A 21360-nucleotide genomic window follows, 5' to 3' on the forward strand; every position below is an offset into this window, starting at 1 on the left:
AATTAGTCCGAGCCTGTACATACCGAAAGTACCAAAGAGACCCCAATTCACTTTTTCGATTAAAAAAGCAGCAATCGTGGTCAATGAACAGAGAAGAAAAAAGAGATGCAGAAAACTGAAGTGCTATAAATACCGATACCTCCAAAAAAAAGTTTAAATAGGTTAGAAAGACGGTGTAATCGTAGAAACCAATCATAGATGTGCCCCCTTTTGCAGAGAATCAATCAACATTTTTCAATGCAGAAACCAAGTCTAGTTTTTTAAGCCGTTGGCTGACAAGAAATGTTGTACTTAACGAACTAAGCCAAACAATCATAGAGGCGATTGCGACATTAATCCAGGTGAAGTGGGCGGTGTATTCAATCGTAATGGTTGAAAAGGTGCTTACATACTGTGAAAGGAACCAACTTCCTGCAGGAATTCCAATCAGCCAGCCAACCATCGTTGTTGCAGCATTTTCAATCATGGTGATTCGGCGAAGTTCTTTTTTTCTAAAGCCAAGGACGCTTAATGTCGTATAGTCACGAGTTCGTTCAACAAAATTTAGCGTCCCTAAATTGTATAGGACAACGATGACTAACAAAACTGCAAAAGCAATGATCATTGTAAAGATCCCTCCTAGACTATCAACAAATTCATACGCATTGTCCATTTGATCTTGTCGCGCAATCGTTGATGTGATTGCAGGATTGCCGGACAATGCTTCAGCAGTTTCCTCGTCTACTAAAAGCGTCTGAGGCAGAAAAGTCCCACCAGCTTCCAGCCAAGTTTTTTTTAACAAATAAGCACCTTGGTTCGTTTCACTAGTTATGATCCCAGATACTTCAAAGCGAAATGAGCTTTCATGAAATGCAGGAAAGACTTCTATTTGATCGCCTTTTTGAATGCCCGCTCTGTTAGCAAAACCTTCTGTTAGATAAATACCGCCAGGAGTGATCAACTCATTGTCAGTTGTTTTCATATGAACAAAATCCCCTTGATCAATGATCATCAGTAAGCGATTGTAGCCGTCATCAGGTGCAAAACGGGTAGGCAAAATTTGCACCTCTTGTCCAAAGGATTCTTCCAAAAATGCTGAATCACTAGTATTTATTCGTTGATGATAAGTAAAATCCTCTGTATAAGCTTTGTTAACTAAGTGGTTGATGGATTGGGGCATGCCTAGTCCGGCTGTGATCAGCATCATACCACCAGCAACTCCGATGATCCCCATTAAAACTCTCATTTTGTTATAAGCAGCATCGCGAAACCCCCATTTGGCTTCATAACTTAACGGGTTCCAGAAGAACGAAAGCTTTTCTAGTAACAAATGGGCACTCTTGCCTTTTGTATTCCCTCTAAGGAAGTCCGCTGGCAGGCCAGTACATGCTTGATCAGAAGCAAAATAAGCAGAAGCCATACAAATGATTAACACGAGCAGACAAATGATTAATGAAAGGGAATTGTAAGAAACTGTCCAGTGTGGGAGAGATAGAATATTCTTTTGCGTTTCTAAAACAAAATGCGAAAGCAAGGGCGCTGCTGCCAAGCCAGCGGCGATGCCAAAGCTGCCGATGATCAAGCCGAAGCTAGTGAAATGAAACCCGATTGTTCTATTTGAAAACCCCAATGCTTGAAGGACTGCGATTTCTTTTGTTTGGGTATCAATCAACCGTTTGATCGTTGTATACATTGCAAGAATTGCTAGTAAGATAAACAAGAACGAAAACATAAAGGATAGATTTCGAATTTGAGTGACGCGGCCCAAGGCTTCAGAAACTTCCGTCAAGGTTACTTGATCATAGTACGCAATATGGCGTTCCCCCATAATCGATTCAATTTCGGTTCTTAAGCGAGAGTTAGTCCCAGAGACTTCGACGACGTTAGGTAAAACGGATGTCTCCAGCATCATTTCTAAAGTCGCTTCTGATAAAATCCCGTAGCCATAGCGTTTCGGGTCGGGGGCAATATACTCTTGTGTACCAGTGAAGAAAAGCTTGTCAGTTGTTAAAATCATCCCTGCTATGGTCAATTCAATTTCGCGACCGTCAACCATAATCCTCAGTGATTGATTTAAGGTAAGATCATTCGCCTGTGCGTAGTCGTGATTGATCCAAACAAAGCCAGGGGATTCATGGAATGTAGTACCTTGAACGAAATAAGGCTCTGCGATAGGTTTTCCAAGTGGTGCACTAAGAGTCAAAGTGCGTTCTGATGATGAGGAAGGCGCTTGATTAGTCAAATCAGAAACTGTAAATTCGTACTGAGAGAATGTCTTTTCTATCCCATCTAGTGCTTGGATTGATTGGATATCGTTTTCAGTAAAGCCAGTACCATAAACCCAAGCATCTGCCAGACCATTTGCATCAATAAAGTTGTCCAGGCTTTTTTTCAAACCGCCCCAAACACCTTGTAACCCAACAAATACAAGGACACTTAGAAACGCCATTAAGAAGACGGAGAAGAATTGCGTCCAATTTCTTCTAAGATCTCTAACCAGTTTTATAGACAGAAATTTCATATCAAGACTCCTTTGTTTTTGCCTTCAGAGGCTTATTTTGTTCAATCGACTTGATTTTTCCGTCATGCAAATGAATAATTTTATCCGCATATTGAGCGAACTCTGCATTATGTGTGACCATCACCACAGCAGTATCCACATTCACCGCAGCTTTTTTTAATAAAAATAATATTTTTTTCCCTGTATGTGAATCTAAAGCGCCAGTTGGTTCGTCGCAAAGTAAGAGTTTTGGGGCTTTTGCCAAAGCACGTGCAATCGATACTCGCTGCATTTCTCCGCCAGATAATTGGTTAGGGAAGTTATTTTTTCTATGGGATAACCCTACAGATTCAAGGTAGTGAGAGGCTGGTTCATTATTTGTACTCAGTTGTTGTGCAATGCCGACATTTTCTAAAGCGGTTAAGCTAGGAATTAAGTTGTAGAACTGGAAGACAAAACCGACGACGTCACGCCGATAATCTGAAAGCTGTTCATCAGAAAGATGAGAGATTTCTTTTTCTCCCATGCGAAACTCTCCTTGGCTTGGACGATCCATACCGCCTAATAGGTTTAAAAGAGTGCTTTTTCCTGAGCCTGATGGCCCTAAAATGATGGTGAATTCACTCTTATTGATCGTGAGGCTCACATCATTTAATGCAATGATTTTACGATTATTTTCACCATAAAATTTATTGATATGTTTCAATTCGATCATTTTGATCCTCCTAAAGTTTTCTTGTATGTACTGTTATCTTAATAAAGCAAAAACAAAAAAACATCCGTATTATCCGAATGTTTTTTTGCGGAGTTCATCATTTGATTAAATTCAGTTTGATTCCTTCTCGAACAGCACCGATCCTTGTTTGTACGTTCAACTTATTGCAGATAGATGAAACGTGGTTTTCGACGGTTCTGCGACTGATAAATAGTTTTTTTGCGATTTTTTCATTGGTTTGTTCCTGCGAAATCAATTCTAATACTTGCCGTTCTATCTCACTTAAGAGACGCATGTCTTTTTCAAGAAAAAGGTGTTCAGGGGAAACTTTATTGCCATGGTAGACCGTTTTTATCGTTGTGATCAATTCATCATACGAAGCTTCTTTTCTCAAAAAAGCCCATATACCAAGTTCAAAGGCACGCTTATGAAGAAGTGGTTCATAAAAACCCGACAGCATAATTATTTTTGGCAAAGTATCATCAGTTAAGGTATGAATACGAGGAATCAGCTCAAAGGCATGCGTGCCCTTTAGCATCATATCGAGGAGGACAATATCAATTGACTGGTTTGCCATAGCTTGAAAAAAATCTGTTGGTTTTGTAAATGCGCCTATAATCGAAAATGAGGGCTCTTTTTGCAGCGTATTTTTGATTCCTTCAAGGACGAGTTCGTGGTCGTCTAACAATGCAAGTTTAATCGGCATAGTTTGCTCCTTCGAAAATATTTTTTGGAATTCTAAGCTGAATGGTTGTAGGTGAGTAGTGAATGACAAATCTACCCGACAATAACGAAAGCTTTTCTTTAATTACATTTAATCCGAAATGAGGACCTTTACTAAGAGAGTCTTGTCCAAAAGTTCCGTTATCACTAATTTCGAATACTACTGTATCATCCTCAACTGCATTTGTGATTATCAGTTCTGTTGCATGTCCATGCAAAATACTGTTATTGAGCAATTCTTTGACTGAGCGCAAGATGAAGTTGTTGATTTCAGGTGAATCTGAATGGATGGTTCGGTCATAGGCAAAATGTATGAGCACAGGGTGGTTTTGCTGTATTTGAACGAAAAGAGAAGCCAATGTTTTTTCTAATCCTATTTCTTGCAGAAGCAGAGGATATATATCTGAGCAAAGTTCTCTTAAATCATAAATCAATTCATCAAGCTGCTGGATGATTTTTTCTTTTGGCACTGTTTGTCTATCATTTTCAATTTGACGTAACAAGTGGATGATCTCTTGAATGATCCCATCGTGAATATAGCTTGAAATTGTCTCTCGTTCTTTTTCAACTGCTAAAAATACATCTAGTGAATTCATTGGTTCATTATGGCGACTTGCTAAATAGAATAATTCTTGTAGAAGCGGCAAAAGAGTATATATTAAAAGGAAGAGATAAAGAATAATTAGTAGATTAGGAACGTAAGCGTTAAGTTGGCTGATAAAAATGACGATTACCGTTAAAAATAGTGAGAGTATCAGATAGATCGATCTGGTTGTGATACGGTACCGAAATTTCAAGACGCGATCAATTGCTAAGCGATGGAAAATTCCTATAAAAGGCAGAAAGATAAAAAATACCAGCATATAGTAAGGTGCACTCCATCCAATAGGGAATGCATATAAATAAAGAAAAGGGGCAATACTTACAAATAGAATTACTGGAAGGTTGACTTTGGTAGCTGTTCTATGTTTTTTGTGACTTTTATTAAAAAAAGAGAAGCAATATTCGCCAAGCATCAGTAGCATCAAGCTGTAAACAAAACCGACTGCTAAATATTCAGCGAGTACATAGCCAATCTGAAAAAAAGCGGCATAACAGGTTGCTGCTAGATTTAATAGGAGGAGCAGTGCTGGAAAGATTCCTATATTGCTTATTTTATATGAGCTGTTGATCTTCAAAAATGAATTCAAGAAAAATGGAAAAGTGGATAAGGAGATAATCAAAATCACTCTACCTAACGTATTCCCAATACTTGAAGGAAACGCCGCTAAAAAAATAAACGCAAATACAAAGAGCCATAAATGAAAAAGCCGTGATCTTTTTGAAAGAAGCTGTTTTCGATAAAAAAAGAGCAAGAATAAAACTAACGATCCACTAAAAGTTAAAAGTGTAAAAAATATCGGCAGAAATGTTTTGGGCGAATCAAAGCGATAAGTGATTCGTTGCTGCTCTCTTTGGATCGTGAGTGAATTGATTTGCTCGACAACTAGCCAATTTGTTAATTGTTTATTCTCTTTTGGCAAATTTCCATCGAGCTCTACTAGCTGATCATTGATTTGCAGCGAAGTATCCGCTCCCAGACCACCATCATAAATACGTTTTATAAACCATTCGTCATTTATTTGGTAAGCCCGAATGCCTAAATATGTAGTTTGATAAATAGTGTGAGTGAAATAAATCATCAAGATTAGGTAGAAACTCCCCAGTAAGATATGCATCATTTGCCATCTATACGATTTAATCAAGTCGGCCTCCTTTTTTTTGTGAAAAATTTCAAATGAAATGTTCAATTTATCACAAGGGTGATTATCATTGGCAGCATTCTTATCCATGGACTTTGAGACGCTGGGTTACTTTAGACATCCAACATTTCCCTGTGATTTTTTATCAAATAGTGTATCAATAGTTTCAATCTGATTCAAGCGCTTTTTGAAGATTTTCCTTAACAGCACCCTAATTCTGCAATACATTGTCATTTTGTCTAAGAATTTGCATTCTATTAAAATGGCACTATGATTGGTTCCGTCATTTTTTTGCTGCAAAAAGATCGTCTTTATTTTTCCGTTTTCCAAATAATACTGAATTATCTGCGTATTTCATCTATGAGGTGGTGAAAATGGATCGATGGAAGCTGTTCAAAGACTATTGGCGATTTGCAGTTGGTGGTGCTGTTTTGATGGTGTTGCTGATCATCTGGTTTGTACCGTTCTCGCAAAAAAAAGAAACAAACTGGCATTCAATGGCAGATGCAGCAGGTCAATCGTCTGAAATGGGGAAAGGTGGAGCCCTTCAAGAAGATAGTCTTCACGATGAAGAGTATGAGATCGTTATAGATGTCAAAGGGGAAGTGCACCAACCGGGAATTTATCGCTTGAAATCAGGTGCGCGGATGTATGAATTGATCGAACAAGCAGGTGGTCTGACAGAAGAGGCGTTAGAAACAGCCATAAACTTAGCACAAGTGCTGCAAGATCAACAGATGGTGATCGTCCCTCATAAAGAGGATCAAGCGTTTATGGAGATGAATGCTTCAGGAGTAGGTGGCAGCCAAACAGCAGTGACACAAATCAATCTGAATCAAGCCAATGCGCAGCAACTGCAAGAACTGCCAGGTGTGGGTGCCAAAAAAGCAGAAGCAATCATCGCTTACCGAGAAGAATATGGCTTTTTTAAACAGATTGATGACCTAAAAAAGATCACAGGCATCGGAGAGAAGACCTTTGAGTCCTTGAAAGAGATGATTACAGTGGCGGACTGAACCAAATAAATGTAAGAAATACTAAGAAATGACGGTTGAAAATTCAAGAAATTCGATTAGAATAGAACTAATCAATGACAAAGGAGCAAACGAATGAGCAATACGAGAATTCCATGGGACCAGTATTTTATGGCACAAGCTGTATTACTGTCTTTACGCAGTACGTGTTCCCGACTTGAAGTCGGCGCTACATTAGTCAAAGATCGCCGAATCATCGCTGGAGGCTACAACGGGTCCGTCAGTGGCGATGTACACTGCATTGACGATGGCTGTTATGTTGTCGATGACCATTGTATTCGGACGATTCATGCAGAAATGAATGCCTTATTGCAATGTGCAAAATTAGGGGTGTCAACAGACAATGCGGAAATCTATGTGACGCATTTTCCCTGTCTTCCCTGTACGAAAGCAATTTTGCAAGCAGGGGTCAAAAAGATCCATTATTTGAATGACTATCGCAACAATCAGTATGCAATGGAACTGATTCAACAAGTAGGTGCTTCCGTCCACCAAGTTGAACTCGATCCGGTGTATTTTGAAAAACTTTCGTTTGGTGTGCTGAATGATGCACAACCAACAAAAAAGAACTGATTCATTTTTATTTCTTAGTATTATTTTTGCTTGTTCGGTGACTGCTTACTATCGGCAGTCCATCTTACTGGGACTCATTGCACTTTATTATTTCGGGATGCTTGTCTTAAAACGACAAGCATTTTTGTGCATGATTTGTTTTGTCGGACTGTTGCTGTTAAGTGTCCGCGTTTCTCTTTCTCGGACTGGGAACATACAAGAAGGTGAGTATCAAGGGGTAGTCAATGTGCTGCCAGACACGATCAAAATCAATGGCGATCTACTTACATTTGAAGCAAAATCCTCTGCAGGTAAAGTGATTGGCCGTTACACAATTTCTTCAGAGACTGAAAAACAGCAATGGCAGGATCGATCCGATTGGGGGAGAAAGCTGCTGGTGAAAGGATTTTTTTCTCTTCCTGAAAAACCACGAAACCGCCATGGATTTGACTATTCTGCCTATCTGGCTAGTCGATCAATTATTGGCACAGTCCATATCGAGCAAATGGTAGGTATGGAAGAAGCAGATGCAGGCTTTTCACTTGCAAAAGTTCGAGCAGATGTTATTTCTTCTGTTCAACGAATCTTTCCTGAACGCTCAGCTGCCTATATCAATGCATTGCTCTTTGGTTTTAAAGACCATGGCTTTCAAGAAGTACGTCAAATGTATCATGCTAGTGGCTTATTGCATTTCTTTACGATCTCAGGAATGCATGTCGTCTTATTTTTCAAATGGTTTCGCGGATGCTTCTGCCGATTGGGGTTTACGCAAAAAGAGATGCTGTTGCCAATGGGGGTCTTTTTCTTAGCCGTAATTGGTCTTTGTGGCGGCGGCACTAGTGTCTGGCGTGCTGTCTTGGCATTATCGGTTACTCAAGTAACAACTCTTTATCAACAACGGCTATCGGCAAGTGATCATTATGGGATCGTCTTAACGACTCTTTTATTCGTTGATCCCAAAGTATTGCTTCAAACATCGGGGCAACTAAGTCTTTTGATGACCTTCCTGATAGTAATGCAGCAACCGATCAAATTGACGTGGTTTTGGCGTAGTCAGTTCCTCACGGTGCTGGCTGCGCCTGTCATTGCCTCGATCTTTTATGAATTCCCATTATTTGGGGGCTTTTTGACGTTTGTCTTTTTACCATTTTTTCAAATGGTTTTGCTGCCAGCCTGTTTCGTAATTTTCATTGCTGGGACACTTTTCCCAACCATCAGTGGGCTGATTGCCCTTTTTGAAGGGCTTTTGCTGCTTATGGAAGTTGTCGTGGGCGCTGTAGGAGGCGTGTCGATAACGGTGGGTGCCGTTCCTGCAGGATTGGCTGCTAGTTGTTGTTTGCTCAGCTTGCTCTGTTACCAAAAGAAACGGTGGCTGCTGGTGATCTGTTTTTCGCTTGTTGTACCAATCGTCTTTCAGAAGAATCGCGTTTTACCCACCATTAGTTATGTCGACGTTGGTCAAGGCGATAGTATCGTTTTACAGGCAGAAAAAAATCGCGAAGTTTATGTGATCGATACTGGAGGTTCTCTGTCTTTTCCGAAAGAAAACTGGCAAGAGCGCAAACGACAAGCTGCCGCGGAATCTACATTGATTCCTTTTTTGAAAGGGGAGGGAGTCAGGAAGATTACTGGTTTGTTTCTAACTCATGGGGACACGGACCATATGGGGGACGCACTAGCCTTGATGAAGGTGATCCCCGTTGAAACGTTATATCTCGTACCAGGAAGTGAACAAGATCACCGCATCGCCAAGCTATTAAACGAACTGCCTAAGCAGACAAACGTTGTTTGGACGACGATTGACCAAGTGGTGGGGGATTCCCTTCAGTTGCAAGTATTGGCACCAGAATCAGGTGCAGGACAAAACGAAGATTCGATGGTGATTAAAACCAAGGTAGGGGATAAAACATTTTTGTTTACTGGCGATCTCGAACAAGCAGGGGAAAAAAAGTTGATTCATGATTATCCGAATCTTAAAGTTGATGTATTGAAACTAGGGCATCATGGCAGTCGAACCTCGACGGCACCTGAGTTTGTTGCGGCAATCGATCCCCAATTCGGGATCGTTTCAAGTGGACGGAACAATCGGTACGGGCATCCTCATGAAGAGGTGCTTGAAACGTTGGTAAATCAGACCGTTTTGCGAACGGATCAGCAGGGCATGATCCAATTTATTTGGTCTGAAAAACAACAAACATTTTTGATAAAAACGCTGCTAGACTATCCGATAGACTAATGGTAGGATAAGAATGAAAGCGGGGGGGACGATGGAATTACAAAAAGCGTTGCAATCAATTCGAACCAAGGAGCTGCAATCGATTTATCTAGTCATCGGTAGTGAAATGTTTTTACAAGAGCAAGTTCGTGCGGCCTTTTTAGAACGGTTTTCTGTTGGGAAAGATGACCTGAATTTTGCTTCCTTTGATATGGAGAAAGATCCCCTTGATATGGTGATCCAAGAAGCCCAATCGTTGCCTTTTTTTGGCGATCAGCGATTACTTTTCGTTGAGCGGCCATTTTTCTTAACGGCTGAAAAAAAGAGCAATGTACCTGAGCATGACCTAGATGATTTTTTGACTTATATTAAAGACCCATTGGAATCATCGGTAATGGTGATTTTTGCAGATGTCGATAAATTAGATGAACGGAAAAAAATTACTAAGCAGCTGAAGAAAGCCGCAGTTGTGATTGATGTCGCACCTATGAAAGAAGCCGACGTGCGTCAGTATCTCCAACAGTCGTTGGCAAATGATGGCATCGAAATGAGCCGAGAGGCGTTTGATTTGTTTTTACGGTTAACGGATCTGCAACTATCAAAAGCGATGCAGGAGTTACAGAAACTACGGCTGTATGCAGGAAATGGCAATAAAATTACGAAAGAGATCGTCTTGCAGTTGATCCCTAAGACGTTGGAACACAATGTCTTTGAATTAACCAGCGATGTCTTAAAGGGGAACGTATCGGATGCGTTGCGCTTGTATGACGATCTATTATTGCAAGGGGAAGAGACGATCAAGATCAATGCTATCTTGATCAGCCAAGTCCGTCTGCTGTTACAGGCGGCGATTTTGATGAAAATTGGCTACCAGCAAGCCAATATCGCAGAAACGTTGGGGATTCATCCGTACCGAGTGAAGTTAGCGATGCAGCAAGCTCGGGGGTTTGGAGAAAAGCAATTAGCGGCACTATATAGTGAATTGATCGAAAATGATTACTTAGTGAAAAGTGGTCAGATGGACAAAGAGTATTTGTTCCAGCTATTTGTTTTAAAACATGGCAAACAGTAAGTCAAAAAGAAAGGCGCAGCAATCATCGATTGCTGCGCCTTTCTTAATTTGCTTATTTTGCAATTTTTTTACTTAAACGAGATTTGTCGCGACTAGCTTTGTTCTTGTGGATCAATCCTTTAGTCTCAGCCATATCGATTGCTTTAACAGCATCTTTATATAACGCATCTACGTTATCAGCACCAGCTTCAACAGCTTGATCAAATTTTTTGATTGCTGTACGCATTGTGCTTACTTGAGATGAATTCTTAGCATTAGCCGCTTCGCTTGTGCGAACACGTTTGATTGCAGATTCAATGTTTGGCATGTATTTCACCTCCGAAAAAAAAGTTCAATTACGTTTAGAAAACGTATAAATCAACACTAGTCATTATACCTAATGCCAAGAGTGATTGCAATAAAAGTTGTAAAGAAATTTTACTTAACACAAAAATTTGTTTTTTGACCGTGCTATTTTTTGCTTTATGGTTTTGAAAAATGCTTCTTTACACATTTTTTACTGAATAGTTATAAAAAGTTTACACAGAAAGAGCTTTCTATGCTATGATTACTTCGGAATTTTTAAATGGGGGAATCTATGTGAATATCGCTTTGTTTCTAACGATTGTCTTGTCATTAGGGGTGATTTTCGTCAACGGGTGGACGGATGCGCCGAATGCTATTGCAACCGCTGTCTCCACGAGAGTCTTACGCCCGAATATCGCCATTGGCATGGCAGTCGTCATGAATTTCTTAGGTGTGCTGGTGATGACGTATTTTAATGCGCAAGTTGCAGAAACCATCAGTAATATTGTGACTTTTGACTCAGGCGGGAGTTTTCGGGTCTCACAGATCGCATTAGCCGCTGCCTTGTTTTCAATTGTTGTTTGGACGGTCGCAGCTTGGTATTTTGGGATCCCAACCAGTGAATCTCACGCATTGATTGCGGGATTGACAGGGGCTGCCATGGCTCTGGGTGGTTTACATGCAGTCAACGGTGAAGAATGGATGAAAGTCTTAATCGGTCTCGTTGTGTCTACGTTAATGGGGTTTATTGGTGGATTTTTGATCACGAAACTGATCGTATGGCTCTTTCGCGATACCCAACGGCGAAAAGCCAACAAAATTTTTACGGTTGGTCAAGCCATCGCGGCTGGTGCCAATGCCTTCTTGCATGGTGCCCAAGATGGACAAAAATTCATGGGTGTGTTCATGTTAGGCCTTTTTTACAACAATCTTGCTGAAAAGACCGGCAATGGCTTTGCCATCCCACTGTGGGTGATGGTTCTTTGTTCCTTGACCATGGGGATCGGTACATCGGTCGGTGGGATGAAGATCATTAAATCAGTGGGGATGGATATGGTAAAACTGGAAAAATACCAAGGCTTTTCTGCAGATGTTACTGCAGCAATCTGTTTGTTCTTGTCTTCCGTATTTGGTATCCCAGTTTCAACAACGCACACGAAAACGACCGCTATCATGGGCGTTGGAGCGTCTCGGCGTTTTTCTAGCGTTGATTGGCGCATTGTAAAAGAAATGATCTATGCTTGGATTTTAACCTTTCCTGGCTGTGGATTGATTGCGTTTCTAATGGTCAAATTTTTATTGCTAATTTTGTGAGGAGAGAAAGTAATGGAACGAAAAAAAGGATTCGATTATTTTGCAGCAATGGAGCAGTTGGCGACGAACGGCCATTTAGCTGCCAAACGTTTTTCGCTTTTGATCAACGATTATTCTGAACGAGCATTGACCGAAGCAGCAGCTGAGATTCATGCTTTGGAAAAAGAAGGGGATAAAGTGATCGCTGAGCTAACCAATGAGTTATATGATTCATTTATCACCCCTATCGATCGCGAGGACATCCTAGTCATTTCAGAGCGTCTAGATGATATTTTGGATGGCATTATGGGACTGACTTATTTATTTGAGAATTTGGTCATTACGAAGATCCGCCCTGAAACCAACTTATTTGCTGGAATGATCGTTCAAGCGACACAAGGCGTTGAAACGGCCTTAAAAGAATTTCCTAAGTTCAAAAATTCAAAAACATTGCGTCAAATGATTAATGATGTGAATACGATTGAATCAGAAGCAGACCGTTTGTATTCAAAAATGAAAAAAGCGTTATTCACAGACGAAACGGACGTTCTTGAAATCATTAAATGGAAAGATGTTTATGATCGTTTTGAATCAATTATCAACGACACCGAAAGTGCGGTGGATATTATTGACGGTATGGTAATCAAAAACACGTGAGGAACTAGAGAGCATTCAAACGAAAAAAAAGAGCAACTATTGCGGCAGTTACCTGCCCAAGAGTTGCTCTTTTTGCTTATAATTGGATCAGCCAATAGCCGATCAAAATGATTCCTAAAACGATACGATACCATCCAAATACGGTAAAATCGTTACGCTTGATGTAGTTCATCAAGAAACGGATCGCGATGATCGAAACGATGAATGAGACGATGGTTCCTGTTAATAAGATGACGGTTCCTTGGAAATCAAAGGCATTGCCATCTTTCAAAAACTTGAAGATTTTCAAGGCACTGGCACCAAACATGGTGGGAATACCTAAGAAAAATGAAAATTCAGCAGCAACATAACGAGAAGCGCCGATCATGATAGCACCTAAGATAGTAGCACCAGAACGAGAAGTTCCTGGGATCAATGCCAATACCTGGAACATGCCGACAATCAAGGCCGCTTTGTAGGTGAATTTGTTCAAATCGGTACATTTCGGTGCTTTATTCTTGTTTCGTTTTTCAACTACGATAAAGCCGATCCCATAAACGATCAAGACGATCGAAACGGAGAAAAAGTTGTAGAAGTGCGCATCTAACCAATCATCTAACGGTAATCCGATAATAACCGATGGCAAGACCGCCACGACGACTTTAAACCATAACGTCCATGTATCTTTTTTCTCTAACTCATTTTTCTGCGGTGAAAAAGGGTTTAGTTTATGGAAATATAAGTAGACGACTGCTAAAATCGCACCCAGTTGTATGACAACATTGAACATCGTCATAAACTCGGGAGTTACATTCAATCCGATAAATTCGTCGGCTAGAATCAAGTGACCCGTGCTGCTGATTGGCAGCCATTCCGTGATCCCTTCAATGATCCCAAATAAAATCGCTTTTATGAAATTTGTAAAAAACATTGGTTCAGTCCTTTCTATGACAAAATACAACTCTTAGTATACCGTTTCCTGATTCGAATACCAATCTTTTTCCTAAAAAAAGGGGGCAGTTTTTAAAACAAAAACTGCTCCTTTCTTAAAGAAATTGATCAACTGCCAAAGGTTTCTCTTAGGATAAAAGTTCTTGAGAGAGTGCTAAGCCTTTTTTGATGTAATCGGTATTGCCCACTTCAGCAATCGTAAAGCTGCCATCTTCGTAGATCAGTCGAGTGACCGAGCCATTTTCAATATCCATGCGAACATTGTTCTCATCATTGATCAGATGCAAAAGAAAAGCGATCGTTAAGCCGTGAGACACAACTAGCGCATTGCCGCCGCCTTTTTTCTCAACGCGGTAGGCGATATCTTCAAACCCTGTTTTGACACGTTCGGTCAAAACATCAAAGGTTTCCGCCCAATTGGCTGTATCTGCGTGGTAGATCGCATTGGCGATCGCCTCAAACGAGACATGATTGGCAATCATATCATCGTAATCAGGAAAGTCAAGAATCCGTGGCAGAACGCCCCACATTTCTGCATCATAGGCACCTTCAAGTGAGCCAAAGCACCATTCACGAATCCGTTTGTCGATATGATAAGGGATCTCTGGTCCTCTGACATGTTCACCCAGTATCAGACGCATCGTTTCGATCGCGCGGCCGCTGTCACTGGATACTGCTTCCACAAAATCCACATCTCGTAACCCGAGTCCTAAATAATGGATGCCTTGTTCACCAGTACGAGTCAATGGGGTGTCGCACCAGCCTTGCACACGCTGCAATGTGTTGAACATGGTTTTCCCGTGACGCACGACATACAATTCCGTTTTTGCCATAAGTAGTAATTCCTCCTTTGGTTCGTAATTCGTTTATGCGTTAAAAAACGGATTGGTCCGTTTCTCAATCTCGATTGTTGTTGGTTCCCCGTGGCCAGGATAAACGGCCATCTGATTCGGTAAAACAAAAAGTTGCGTTTGGATGCTGGTCAGCAATTGCTCAAGGTTGCCAGTTGGTAGATCGGTCCGACCGATGCTGCCTTTAAATAAGGCGTCTCCAGAAACGACAAACTTGTCAAAAATAAAACTGACGCTGCCGATGGAATGACCTGGGGTTGCAACAACCTTAAAGGACATGCCAGCTATCTCGTACTCTTTCAATTCTAGCTCGAATTCTGCTGGACGTGCGGTGATGGTTCCTAATTCAGGATGACGACCAGAAAGGTTTTTCATAGGATCACTTAGCCATTCTTGCTCAAGTGGACTAACGTAAACGGGGATCTGATAATAATCCCGCAAATGGTCAACTGCGCCGATATGGTCATAATGAGTGTGGGTCAATAAAATCGCTGCTGGTTTTGCGCCTGTTTTTTCGATCTCAGCGATCAATCTCGCTGCTTCTGCTCCAGGATCAATAATCAACAAAAAATCTTCTTTCCAAATAAGGTAACAATTTTCTTGAACGGGTCCTGTCACTAAACCAATGATTTTCATGCTAAAACCTCCTAGGATCACAAATACTTGTGTCTGACTATAAGTATAGCTTAAAGTATAAGAGGAAACAAAGAAAGGTTTTTAGGAGTGAAAAATTAATGATAAAAACGATGAACACAGAAGACAATCGTCAGGCGATCTGTCAATGGCTCAATTATTCAACGAAAAAAACAGAGGCAGTGAGTGCCTTTTCCGATCAAGAGCAGCTTTCATTTGCATTTTTTGACAATCACGATCAACTTGGTGGGTTGATTGGGAAACGGACAGGTAATACGATTCATATTCAATTGTTTGCAGTTGATCCAAACCATCAGAATCAAGGGGTGGGGAAACAATTGATGGAAGCACTTTTCGATCACGGTAAAAAAGCGGGGTGTCGTTCCGTGACAGTTACCACCCAAGACTACCAAGCGCCACAGTTCTATCAAGCAGTCGGCTTCGAACAATTTGCTGTGCTTTCTGACACACCTGTACTTGGCACGGATAGGCTTTATTTCGTGAAGATGCTGTGACCACCCTATGGCAGGCAGGTGATAAGGCTAACCAATAGTTTGATGAGAGAAAAGCTCAGAATTATTGTGGGAATTCGAAAATTTTTCTAAGAAACCGCATTAGCAAAAAACTGCTGTTATACTAATTAAAATAAGAAAGCGCGTGTTTCGTTTGAAACTGGTCTAATTTTTTCCTGCAGCAGAAACATTCGTCGTGACTAAGTTCGGGGAAAGTAAGTGTTCAGGACCTTGTGTTCGTTTTGATTGGTCTACATCAACTTTTTGTAAGAAGGTGTTTTTTATGAAAAAATCGCTCCAATTCTTTTTCACTGTATGCTTTGCTGTGCTTCTTTTAGCGAGCTGTGGTGAGGAAGAGCTATCCATCGATGATTCGAAAGAAGTTTCTGAAACCGTTACTTCCGCCTCCAAAGCAGTTGAAAATGGCGACCTTGATTTGATGTTGATCCAAGATGAGAGTGTCATCTTTCCGCAAAGCCAAGGGGTTTATGATTTCCATGAGAATGAGTTGACGATCGTTAAGCAGTATTTGCCGATGGCAGACTTAGAAGATAGTTCAGCCAGCTCTAGTGATGTTGCCTTGTATAAAGGACAAATCGAAAGTGATTTTCAGCGTCATTTTTCCCATTCAGAGGTACAGTTGTCCAACGATCCTTATCAAATTTATGAGATCACCTATCAAGATGCCTCATACATCGTCGAAGGAAAACGTTTGACGATCATGGCAGATGGGCGAACCTTTGAGTTCACCTTAGATCCCAATAATCAGAAGGCCTATGATCAAAATGGCGTTAGCTATGACATTCAGGTCGATCAATAAATTTTCTTAAAAAAATATTCCTGCTTTACTTGCTTAGGTGAGTAGAGTAGGTTTTTTTGGTGACCTTTCGTCAAACCCATTTTCTGGAAGTGGAAATGGCGTTGATTACCTGATGAGAAGGCATTTTGCCGCAAGTGATTTTTTTAGAGATCAAACCTGTTTGGATAGGATACTCTCCGCAGAGGATGAAAAGCTGTTTCTGTTCGCTTTTCCAAAAGTGATCTATCCGCTATAATGGCAAACGAGAAGGTGAACACGTGTATAAAGGAAAAGTTGCGGTTAGAAAAATCGTAGAATTTATTTTGCGCAGAGGCGATATTGATAGCCGCAAAGTCAGTAATCATACCGCACAAGAAGGCGCCCGTATCCATCGCCAACTACAAAAAGAGGCTGGGGATGCGTATCAAAAAGAAGTCTTTTTCAAACGAGAAAGCCAAATTGAGAAAGATTCGATCACTGTCGAAGGACGTGCCGATGGTCTCTTTTTTGATGCAGCTGTTAATTCTTGGGTGATCGATGAGATCAAAACTTCAGAACCAGCTTTCGAAGATATCCCTGAAGATCAAATCGATTTGTTTTTTGCCCAGGGAATGGTTTATGCTTATTTGTTTTTACTACAAGAAAATGAACAAGCAGCGCTTAATGACAGTGAAAAACAAGAGAAACCAGAAGCAGAAGCTACTGCTGATGGAGAAAATGATCCGAGGAGACCCATCGATCGGATCGCCGTACAATTGACTTATTATCAAACCACTGAAAAGCTGACCACCCGTACGAGAAGAACATTTCAGTTCTCAGAATTAGCTGTTTTTTATGAAGAATTACTTCAGGAATATCATAAATGGTTAGTTTTTCAAGAGAATTGGCGCCGTGTCCGCAATACGTCTTTGCAGCTGCTGTCTTTTCCCTTTGAAACCTTTCGCAAAGGGCAGCGAGAGTTAGCAGCAGCGGCGTATAAAACACTAAAAAATGACAAGCGACTTTTTGCGGAAGCGCCAACGGGAACTGGAAAAACCATGTCAACGCTGTTTCCCGCATTAAAAGTTCTCGGGGAAGAAGGGGCAGATCGGGTCTTTTATCTGACGGCGAAGACGATCACCAGACAAGTGGCTGAAGATGCGTTGAGCAAGTTAGCAGACAACGGTAGTGAAACCAAGAGTGTCACGATCACTGCCAAAGATAAAATTTGCTTTCTGGATGAACGAAATTGTACGCCAGAGCATTGTCCTTATGCACAAGGTTATTACAATCGAATCAACGAAGCATTGTGGGATCTGTTGCATCACGAAAACCAAATAACCCGAGAAGTGATCGAGACTTATGGAATGAAGCATACGGTTTGTCCCTTTGAGCTTTCACTGGATGTCAGTGTCTTTTGCGATGTCATTATTGGTGATTATAATTATTTGTTTGATCCAACCGTTTATTTACGGAGATTTTTTGAAGAGCCAGACGAAGAGTATTTCTTTTTAGTGGATGAAGCCCATAACTTAGTTAATCGTTCGAAAGAAATGTATTCCGCAACGATCTTACGACAGCCATTTAAGGAATTAAAGAAGAAGCTGCCGAAGGATCAACAGAAATTAAAACGCGCACTAAACAGAGTTGATAAAGAATTTGCGGCTTTAGCCCAATTAGCAAAAGAGGAAGGATGGTCATACCACCATCAAGCAGCTCCCCATGAAACAATGGTCAATCAGCTATACAAATTAGCTGAATTGATGAAGGAATGGTTGCCGGCAAATCCTGAGCATGAATTGCAAGAAGAAGTGCTGCAAGTGTATTTTGAAGCTAACCATTATTTGAAGATCAGTGAATTTTATGATGATCACTACGAAACGACGGTGGAGATCGACCGCTATGATATCAAACTACGGCAATTTTGCATCGAACCAGCGCCGTTTTTGGAATCTGTGTTAGATAAGGGCAAGGCCAGCCTGTTGTTTTCTGCGAGCTTTACCCCTTTGTCGTATTATCAAGAAGTATTAGGTGGCGGCGATGAAGCTTTGCGCTATCGCTTGCCAAGTCCTTTTGATCCGAAAAATCAGGGGATTTTTATTGCGGACTATATCCAAACGACATATCGCCAACGTGAAGCCAGCATTCCTGCGATCGTTGATGCGATCCAGCAAATGACGGCAGCGAAAGCGGGAAACTATATGGTCTTTTTCCCATCTTATCGTTATTTGGATGAGGTGGCGGCAGCATTTTCTCAACAGGCGCCAGAGGTGGAGGTCTTGATTCAGGGGACTGCTATGAACGAAGCAGAGCGCGAGGCGTTTCTTGCGCAGTTTCAATCTTTTGACTCGCAACAATCATCCTTGCTGGATAAAAGTCAAGACGAACCAAAGAGTCAACCAAAAACTTTGGTGGCATTTTGTGTCCTTGGAGGAATTTTTTCTGAAGGGATCGACCTAAAAGGCGATCGCTTGATCGGTGCCGCAGTGGTAGGAGTCGGACTGCCGCAAATCAATCACGAGCAAGAATTGATTCGGGAATATTACGATGAGAAAAAGGCAGCTGGCTTTGCGTATGCCTATCAGCTGCCAGGGATGAATAAAGTCCTGCAAGCAGCCGGTCGAGTGATTCGGGATGTCAGCGATCGTGGCGTGGTGTTATTGCTGGATCAGCGCTTTCGGACACCGCGTTACCAAGAACTTTTCCCACTGCATTGGCAGCATGCCTTGCAGATTCGTCGGCCGCAAGAGTTATCAAAGGCATTGACTCATTTTTGGCAAGAAAAAAACTAGAAGCAGAGCTTTCAAGAGCGGTTGCGCAAAATCAGTAGATAAAGCTGATTTTGCCTAACCATCACGTTAGGCTCTGTTCTAGTTTTTTTGATTAGCGATAATTTGTAAATTGTAAATCGATCGTCAGGGGCAGTTTACGCAACAATTGGATCACCTCTTGCAGATCGTCACGACTTTTGCCTGTTACCCGAATTTGATTGTCTTGAATTTGGGTTTTAACTTTTAGCTTGGCGTTTTTGATCGCTGTCGTTATTTTTTTGGCGTTTTCTTTATCGATGCCATTGATCAATTCTGCCGTTTGACGAGCTTTTGCCCCCAAGGCATGCTCCGTTTCGCCAAATTGAATATTTTTCGTTGGTACATTCCGTTTGATCAGCTTCGCAAAGAGCACATCTTTGATTTGCTCCAACTTAAATTCGTCATCTCCAACGATCGTCAGTTTGCCCTCAGTCATCTTGATTTCTACCGTGGAGCCTTTAAAATCAAATCGGTTTTTCAATTCTTTTTCCGCCTGTTGAATGGCGTTTTTCACTTCTTCTGTGTTGATCTCAGATACGACATCAAAACTTGCTTCTTTTGCCAAAATCAATCACTCCTCTCATCTCTTACCTATGATTTTAACATGGAGGCGAACGATGCGGGAATGAAAAGTAAATTTTTGCAAATAATTGTTTCATTTTTTCACACAAACTGCTATTCTTTGGAAGGAGATTTTTAGTGAAGGAGCTAGATCATTGTGAGTAAGTTATTAACGAAGCACGAACAATCAGAACGATTGAAAAAAATAGGGGTTATTTTGCTGTCAGGTATCACTGCAGCCATTGCTTTAAATTTCTTTTTGATTCCCGCAAACGTTCTTTCTGCTGGGATGAACGGGGTCGCCCAATTGATCGTGGCACTTGCCTTGGAACATTTTGGCGTTCACCTTAGTACAGGGCTGTTTATTTTCCTCTTAAACTTGCCTATCTTTGTTCTCGGGTTCATCAAACTCGGGAAATCATCGACACTATTGAGCTTTATCAATGTCGTTGTCGTTTCCGTCTTAACGATGATCCTTCCGCAAGGAGCGATCACTGACAATATTTTGGTTAACGCTTTGCTAGGTGGCGTACTGTTGGGCGTCGGCGTTGCGTTTTCACTGAAAATGGGTTTTACCACCGGCGGAATGGATATCCTTTCGTTGATATTATCAAAAACGACTGGAAAAACAGTCGGTAAATATATGTTTATTTTAAACGGCATCATTGTCATGGTCTCAGGTTTCGTCTTTTCTTGGGAAAGTGCGCTGTACACGATCATTTCGATTTTCGCAATGAGCTACGTTGTGGACATGCTGCACACAAGTCATCAAAAGGTAACGGCAATGATTATTACGACCAATGCGGAAGCTGTTGGGAAAAATATTTCTAAGCATGTGTTTCGCGGCATGACTTTGTTCCCCTCAGTCGGAGGGTATTCAGGCGTACCTGGTAATATGATCATGATGGTCGTGACCCGCTACGAGATCTACGATTTAGAACAAGCCGTTTTAGAAGCTGACGGCAATGCGTTTATTAATTTTGTGCCGACCCAATCGATTACAGGCCGTTTTGCGACAGATGATGAACAACGGACCTTTAAAACGACAGGGGTCTTCCCAGAACTGAAAATACACAAGAAAAGCCGGCCATAATCAAGGATCGTCCATTTACAAATCTTGCAAAAGAAGGTATTATTTGAAACAAGAATTAAAGGAGGTCTTCAACCGTGGCATATACTGAAGTAGAAGCAGAAGCAATCAAAGAGCGTGTCTTGGCTGCCTTGGAAACCGTGATTGACCCTGAGTTGGGGATTGATATAGTGAATCTAGGCTTAGTTTATGAAGTCGAATTTGATGCAGAAACAGGCAATACCGTAATCAAAATGACCTTAACAACAATGGGCTGTCCCTTAGCCGACGTATTGACTGAATCGATACACGAAGCACTAAGCGATATTCCAGAAGTCAAAAATCCAGAGGTGAAATTAGTCTGGTATCCCGCTTGGACGACCGATAAAATGAGTCGTTATGCAAGGATTGCTTTGGGGATTCGTTAAGGATTTTCAATCATAGAAAGT

Annotated in this window: 20 protein-coding genes; 11 read left to right on the forward strand and 9 right to left on the reverse strand. The window is 41.2% G+C overall.

Annotated features, from left to right (window positions below):
• Positions 1-220: 220 nt before the first annotated feature.
• The 4 genes from IGJ15_RS07020 to IGJ15_RS07035 form a co-directional block, all read right to left on the reverse strand.
• A complete protein-coding gene (locus tag IGJ15_RS07020) occupies positions 221-2500 on the reverse strand; it encodes an ABC transporter permease (protein ID WP_430599402.1) in 2280 nt (759 codons plus the stop codon).
• Between the two features lies 1 nt (position 2501).
• On the reverse strand, positions 2502-3194 hold the full coding sequence (locus tag IGJ15_RS07025) for an ABC transporter ATP-binding protein (protein ID WP_430599403.1): 693 nt from the start codon (positions 3192-3194) through the stop codon (positions 2502-2504).
• 97 nt (positions 3195-3291) lie between these two features.
• Positions 3292-3900, reverse strand: coding sequence for a response regulator transcription factor (locus IGJ15_RS07030; protein ID WP_005236276.1), 609 nt, complete (start codon positions 3898-3900; stop codon positions 3292-3294).
• Positions 3890-5662: a sensor histidine kinase gene (locus tag IGJ15_RS07035; protein WP_430599404.1), complete on the reverse strand. Its 1773-nt coding sequence runs from the start codon at positions 5660-5662 to the stop codon at positions 3890-3892. Before IGJ15_RS07035 ends, IGJ15_RS07030 begins: the two co-directional genes overlap by 11 nt.
• Positions 5663-6033: 371 nt before the next feature.
• Here IGJ15_RS07035 and IGJ15_RS07040 point away from each other — a divergent pair, with 371 nt between their 5' ends.
• The 4 genes from IGJ15_RS07040 to holA all read left to right on the forward strand — a co-directional run bounded on the left by IGJ15_RS07040 (position 6034) and on the right by holA (position 10532).
• A complete protein-coding gene (locus IGJ15_RS07040) occupies positions 6034-6675 on the forward strand; it encodes a helix-hairpin-helix domain-containing protein (protein ID WP_333719215.1) in 642 nt (213 codons plus the stop codon).
• Positions 6676-6768: 93 nt separating this feature from the next.
• Positions 6769-7266, forward strand: a complete 498-nt coding sequence (locus IGJ15_RS07045; protein ID WP_005236270.1) for a ComE operon protein 2 — start codon at positions 6769-6771, stop codon at positions 7264-7266.
• A complete protein-coding gene (locus IGJ15_RS07050; protein ID WP_430599405.1) occupies positions 7238-9481 on the forward strand; it encodes a DNA internalization-related competence protein ComEC/Rec2 in 2244 nt (747 codons plus the stop codon). Before IGJ15_RS07045 ends, IGJ15_RS07050 begins: the two co-directional genes overlap by 29 nt.
• Before the next feature lie 31 nt (positions 9482-9512).
• Positions 9513-10532 (forward strand): DNA polymerase III subunit delta, encoded by a 1020-nt coding sequence (holA, locus tag IGJ15_RS07055; RefSeq protein ID WP_333719213.1) that lies wholly within the window; start codon positions 9513-9515, stop codon positions 10530-10532.
• A 52-nt stretch (positions 10533-10584) separates the two neighbouring features.
• Here the strand turns inward: holA and rpsT are convergent, their stop codons facing one another.
• The gene (rpsT, locus tag IGJ15_RS07060) at positions 10585-10839 is read right to left on the reverse strand and encodes a 30S ribosomal protein S20 (protein WP_005230162.1); all 255 of its coding nucleotides are present in this window, start codon (positions 10837-10839) and stop codon (positions 10585-10587) included.
• A 236-nt stretch (positions 10840-11075) separates the two neighbouring features.
• Between rpsT and IGJ15_RS07065 the strand changes: the two genes are divergently transcribed.
• Together IGJ15_RS07065 and IGJ15_RS07070 are read left to right on the forward strand one after the other, a co-directional pair.
• On the forward strand, positions 11076-12131 hold the full coding sequence (locus tag IGJ15_RS07065; RefSeq protein ID WP_005236263.1) for an inorganic phosphate transporter: 1056 nt from the start codon (positions 11076-11078) through the stop codon (positions 12129-12131).
• 12 nt (positions 12132-12143) lie between these two features.
• On the forward strand, positions 12144-12767 hold the full coding sequence (locus IGJ15_RS07070) for a DUF47 domain-containing protein (RefSeq protein ID WP_430599407.1): 624 nt from the start codon (positions 12144-12146) through the stop codon (positions 12765-12767).
• Between the two features lie 76 nt (positions 12768-12843).
• Here IGJ15_RS07070 and IGJ15_RS07075 read toward each other — a convergent pair whose 3' ends face one another.
• From IGJ15_RS07075 to IGJ15_RS07085, 3 genes are all read right to left on the reverse strand, one after another.
• A complete protein-coding gene (locus IGJ15_RS07075; RefSeq protein ID WP_005230172.1) occupies positions 12844-13677 on the reverse strand; it encodes an undecaprenyl-diphosphate phosphatase in 834 nt (277 codons plus the stop codon).
• A 148-nt stretch (positions 13678-13825) separates the two neighbouring features.
• Positions 13826-14530 (reverse strand): histidine phosphatase family protein, encoded by a 705-nt coding sequence (locus tag IGJ15_RS07080; RefSeq protein WP_005230175.1) that lies wholly within the window; start codon positions 14528-14530, stop codon positions 13826-13828.
• Positions 14531-14563: 33 nt separating this feature from the next.
• Positions 14564-15184: an MBL fold metallo-hydrolase gene (locus IGJ15_RS07085; protein WP_005230178.1), complete on the reverse strand. Its 621-nt coding sequence runs from the start codon at positions 15182-15184 to the stop codon at positions 14564-14566.
• Between the two features lie 98 nt (positions 15185-15282).
• On the opposite strand from IGJ15_RS07085, the gene IGJ15_RS07090 reads away from it, so the two are divergent.
• From IGJ15_RS07090 to IGJ15_RS07100, 3 genes are all read left to right on the forward strand, one after another.
• The gene (locus IGJ15_RS07090; RefSeq protein WP_333719212.1) at positions 15283-15696 is read left to right on the forward strand and encodes a GNAT family N-acetyltransferase; all 414 of its coding nucleotides are present in this window, start codon (positions 15283-15285) and stop codon (positions 15694-15696) included.
• A gap of 280 nt (positions 15697-15976) precedes the next feature.
• Complete coding sequence (locus IGJ15_RS07095; RefSeq protein WP_016611127.1) at positions 15977-16513, forward strand: hypothetical protein; 537 nt, start codon at positions 15977-15979, stop codon at positions 16511-16513.
• 257 nt (positions 16514-16770) lie between these two features.
• Positions 16771-19263: an ATP-dependent DNA helicase gene (locus IGJ15_RS07100; RefSeq protein WP_333719211.1), complete on the forward strand. Its 2493-nt coding sequence runs from the start codon at positions 16771-16773 to the stop codon at positions 19261-19263.
• A 91-nt stretch (positions 19264-19354) separates the two neighbouring features.
• Here the strand turns inward: IGJ15_RS07100 and IGJ15_RS07105 are convergent, their stop codons facing one another.
• The gene (locus IGJ15_RS07105) at positions 19355-19846 is read right to left on the reverse strand and encodes a YajQ family cyclic di-GMP-binding protein (RefSeq protein WP_005230187.1); all 492 of its coding nucleotides are present in this window, start codon (positions 19844-19846) and stop codon (positions 19355-19357) included.
• 153 nt (positions 19847-19999) lie between these two features.
• Here IGJ15_RS07105 and IGJ15_RS07110 point away from each other — a divergent pair, with 153 nt between their 5' ends.
• Positions 20000-20935 carry a YitT family protein gene (locus tag IGJ15_RS07110; RefSeq protein WP_005230189.1) on the forward strand — a complete coding sequence of 312 codons (936 nt, stop codon included), beginning with the start codon at positions 20000-20002 and terminating at the stop codon, positions 20933-20935.
• Between the two features lie 74 nt (positions 20936-21009).
• Complete coding sequence (locus tag IGJ15_RS07115; protein ID WP_005231940.1) at positions 21010-21339, forward strand: metal-sulfur cluster assembly factor; 330 nt, start codon at positions 21010-21012, stop codon at positions 21337-21339.
• The last annotated feature ends 21 nt before the right edge of the window (positions 21340-21360 follow it).

It is taken from the genome of Enterococcus sp. AZ079 (assembly GCF_050547255.1).
GTDB lineage: Bacteria > Bacillota > Bacilli > Lactobacillales > Enterococcaceae > Enterococcus_D > Enterococcus_D casseliflavus.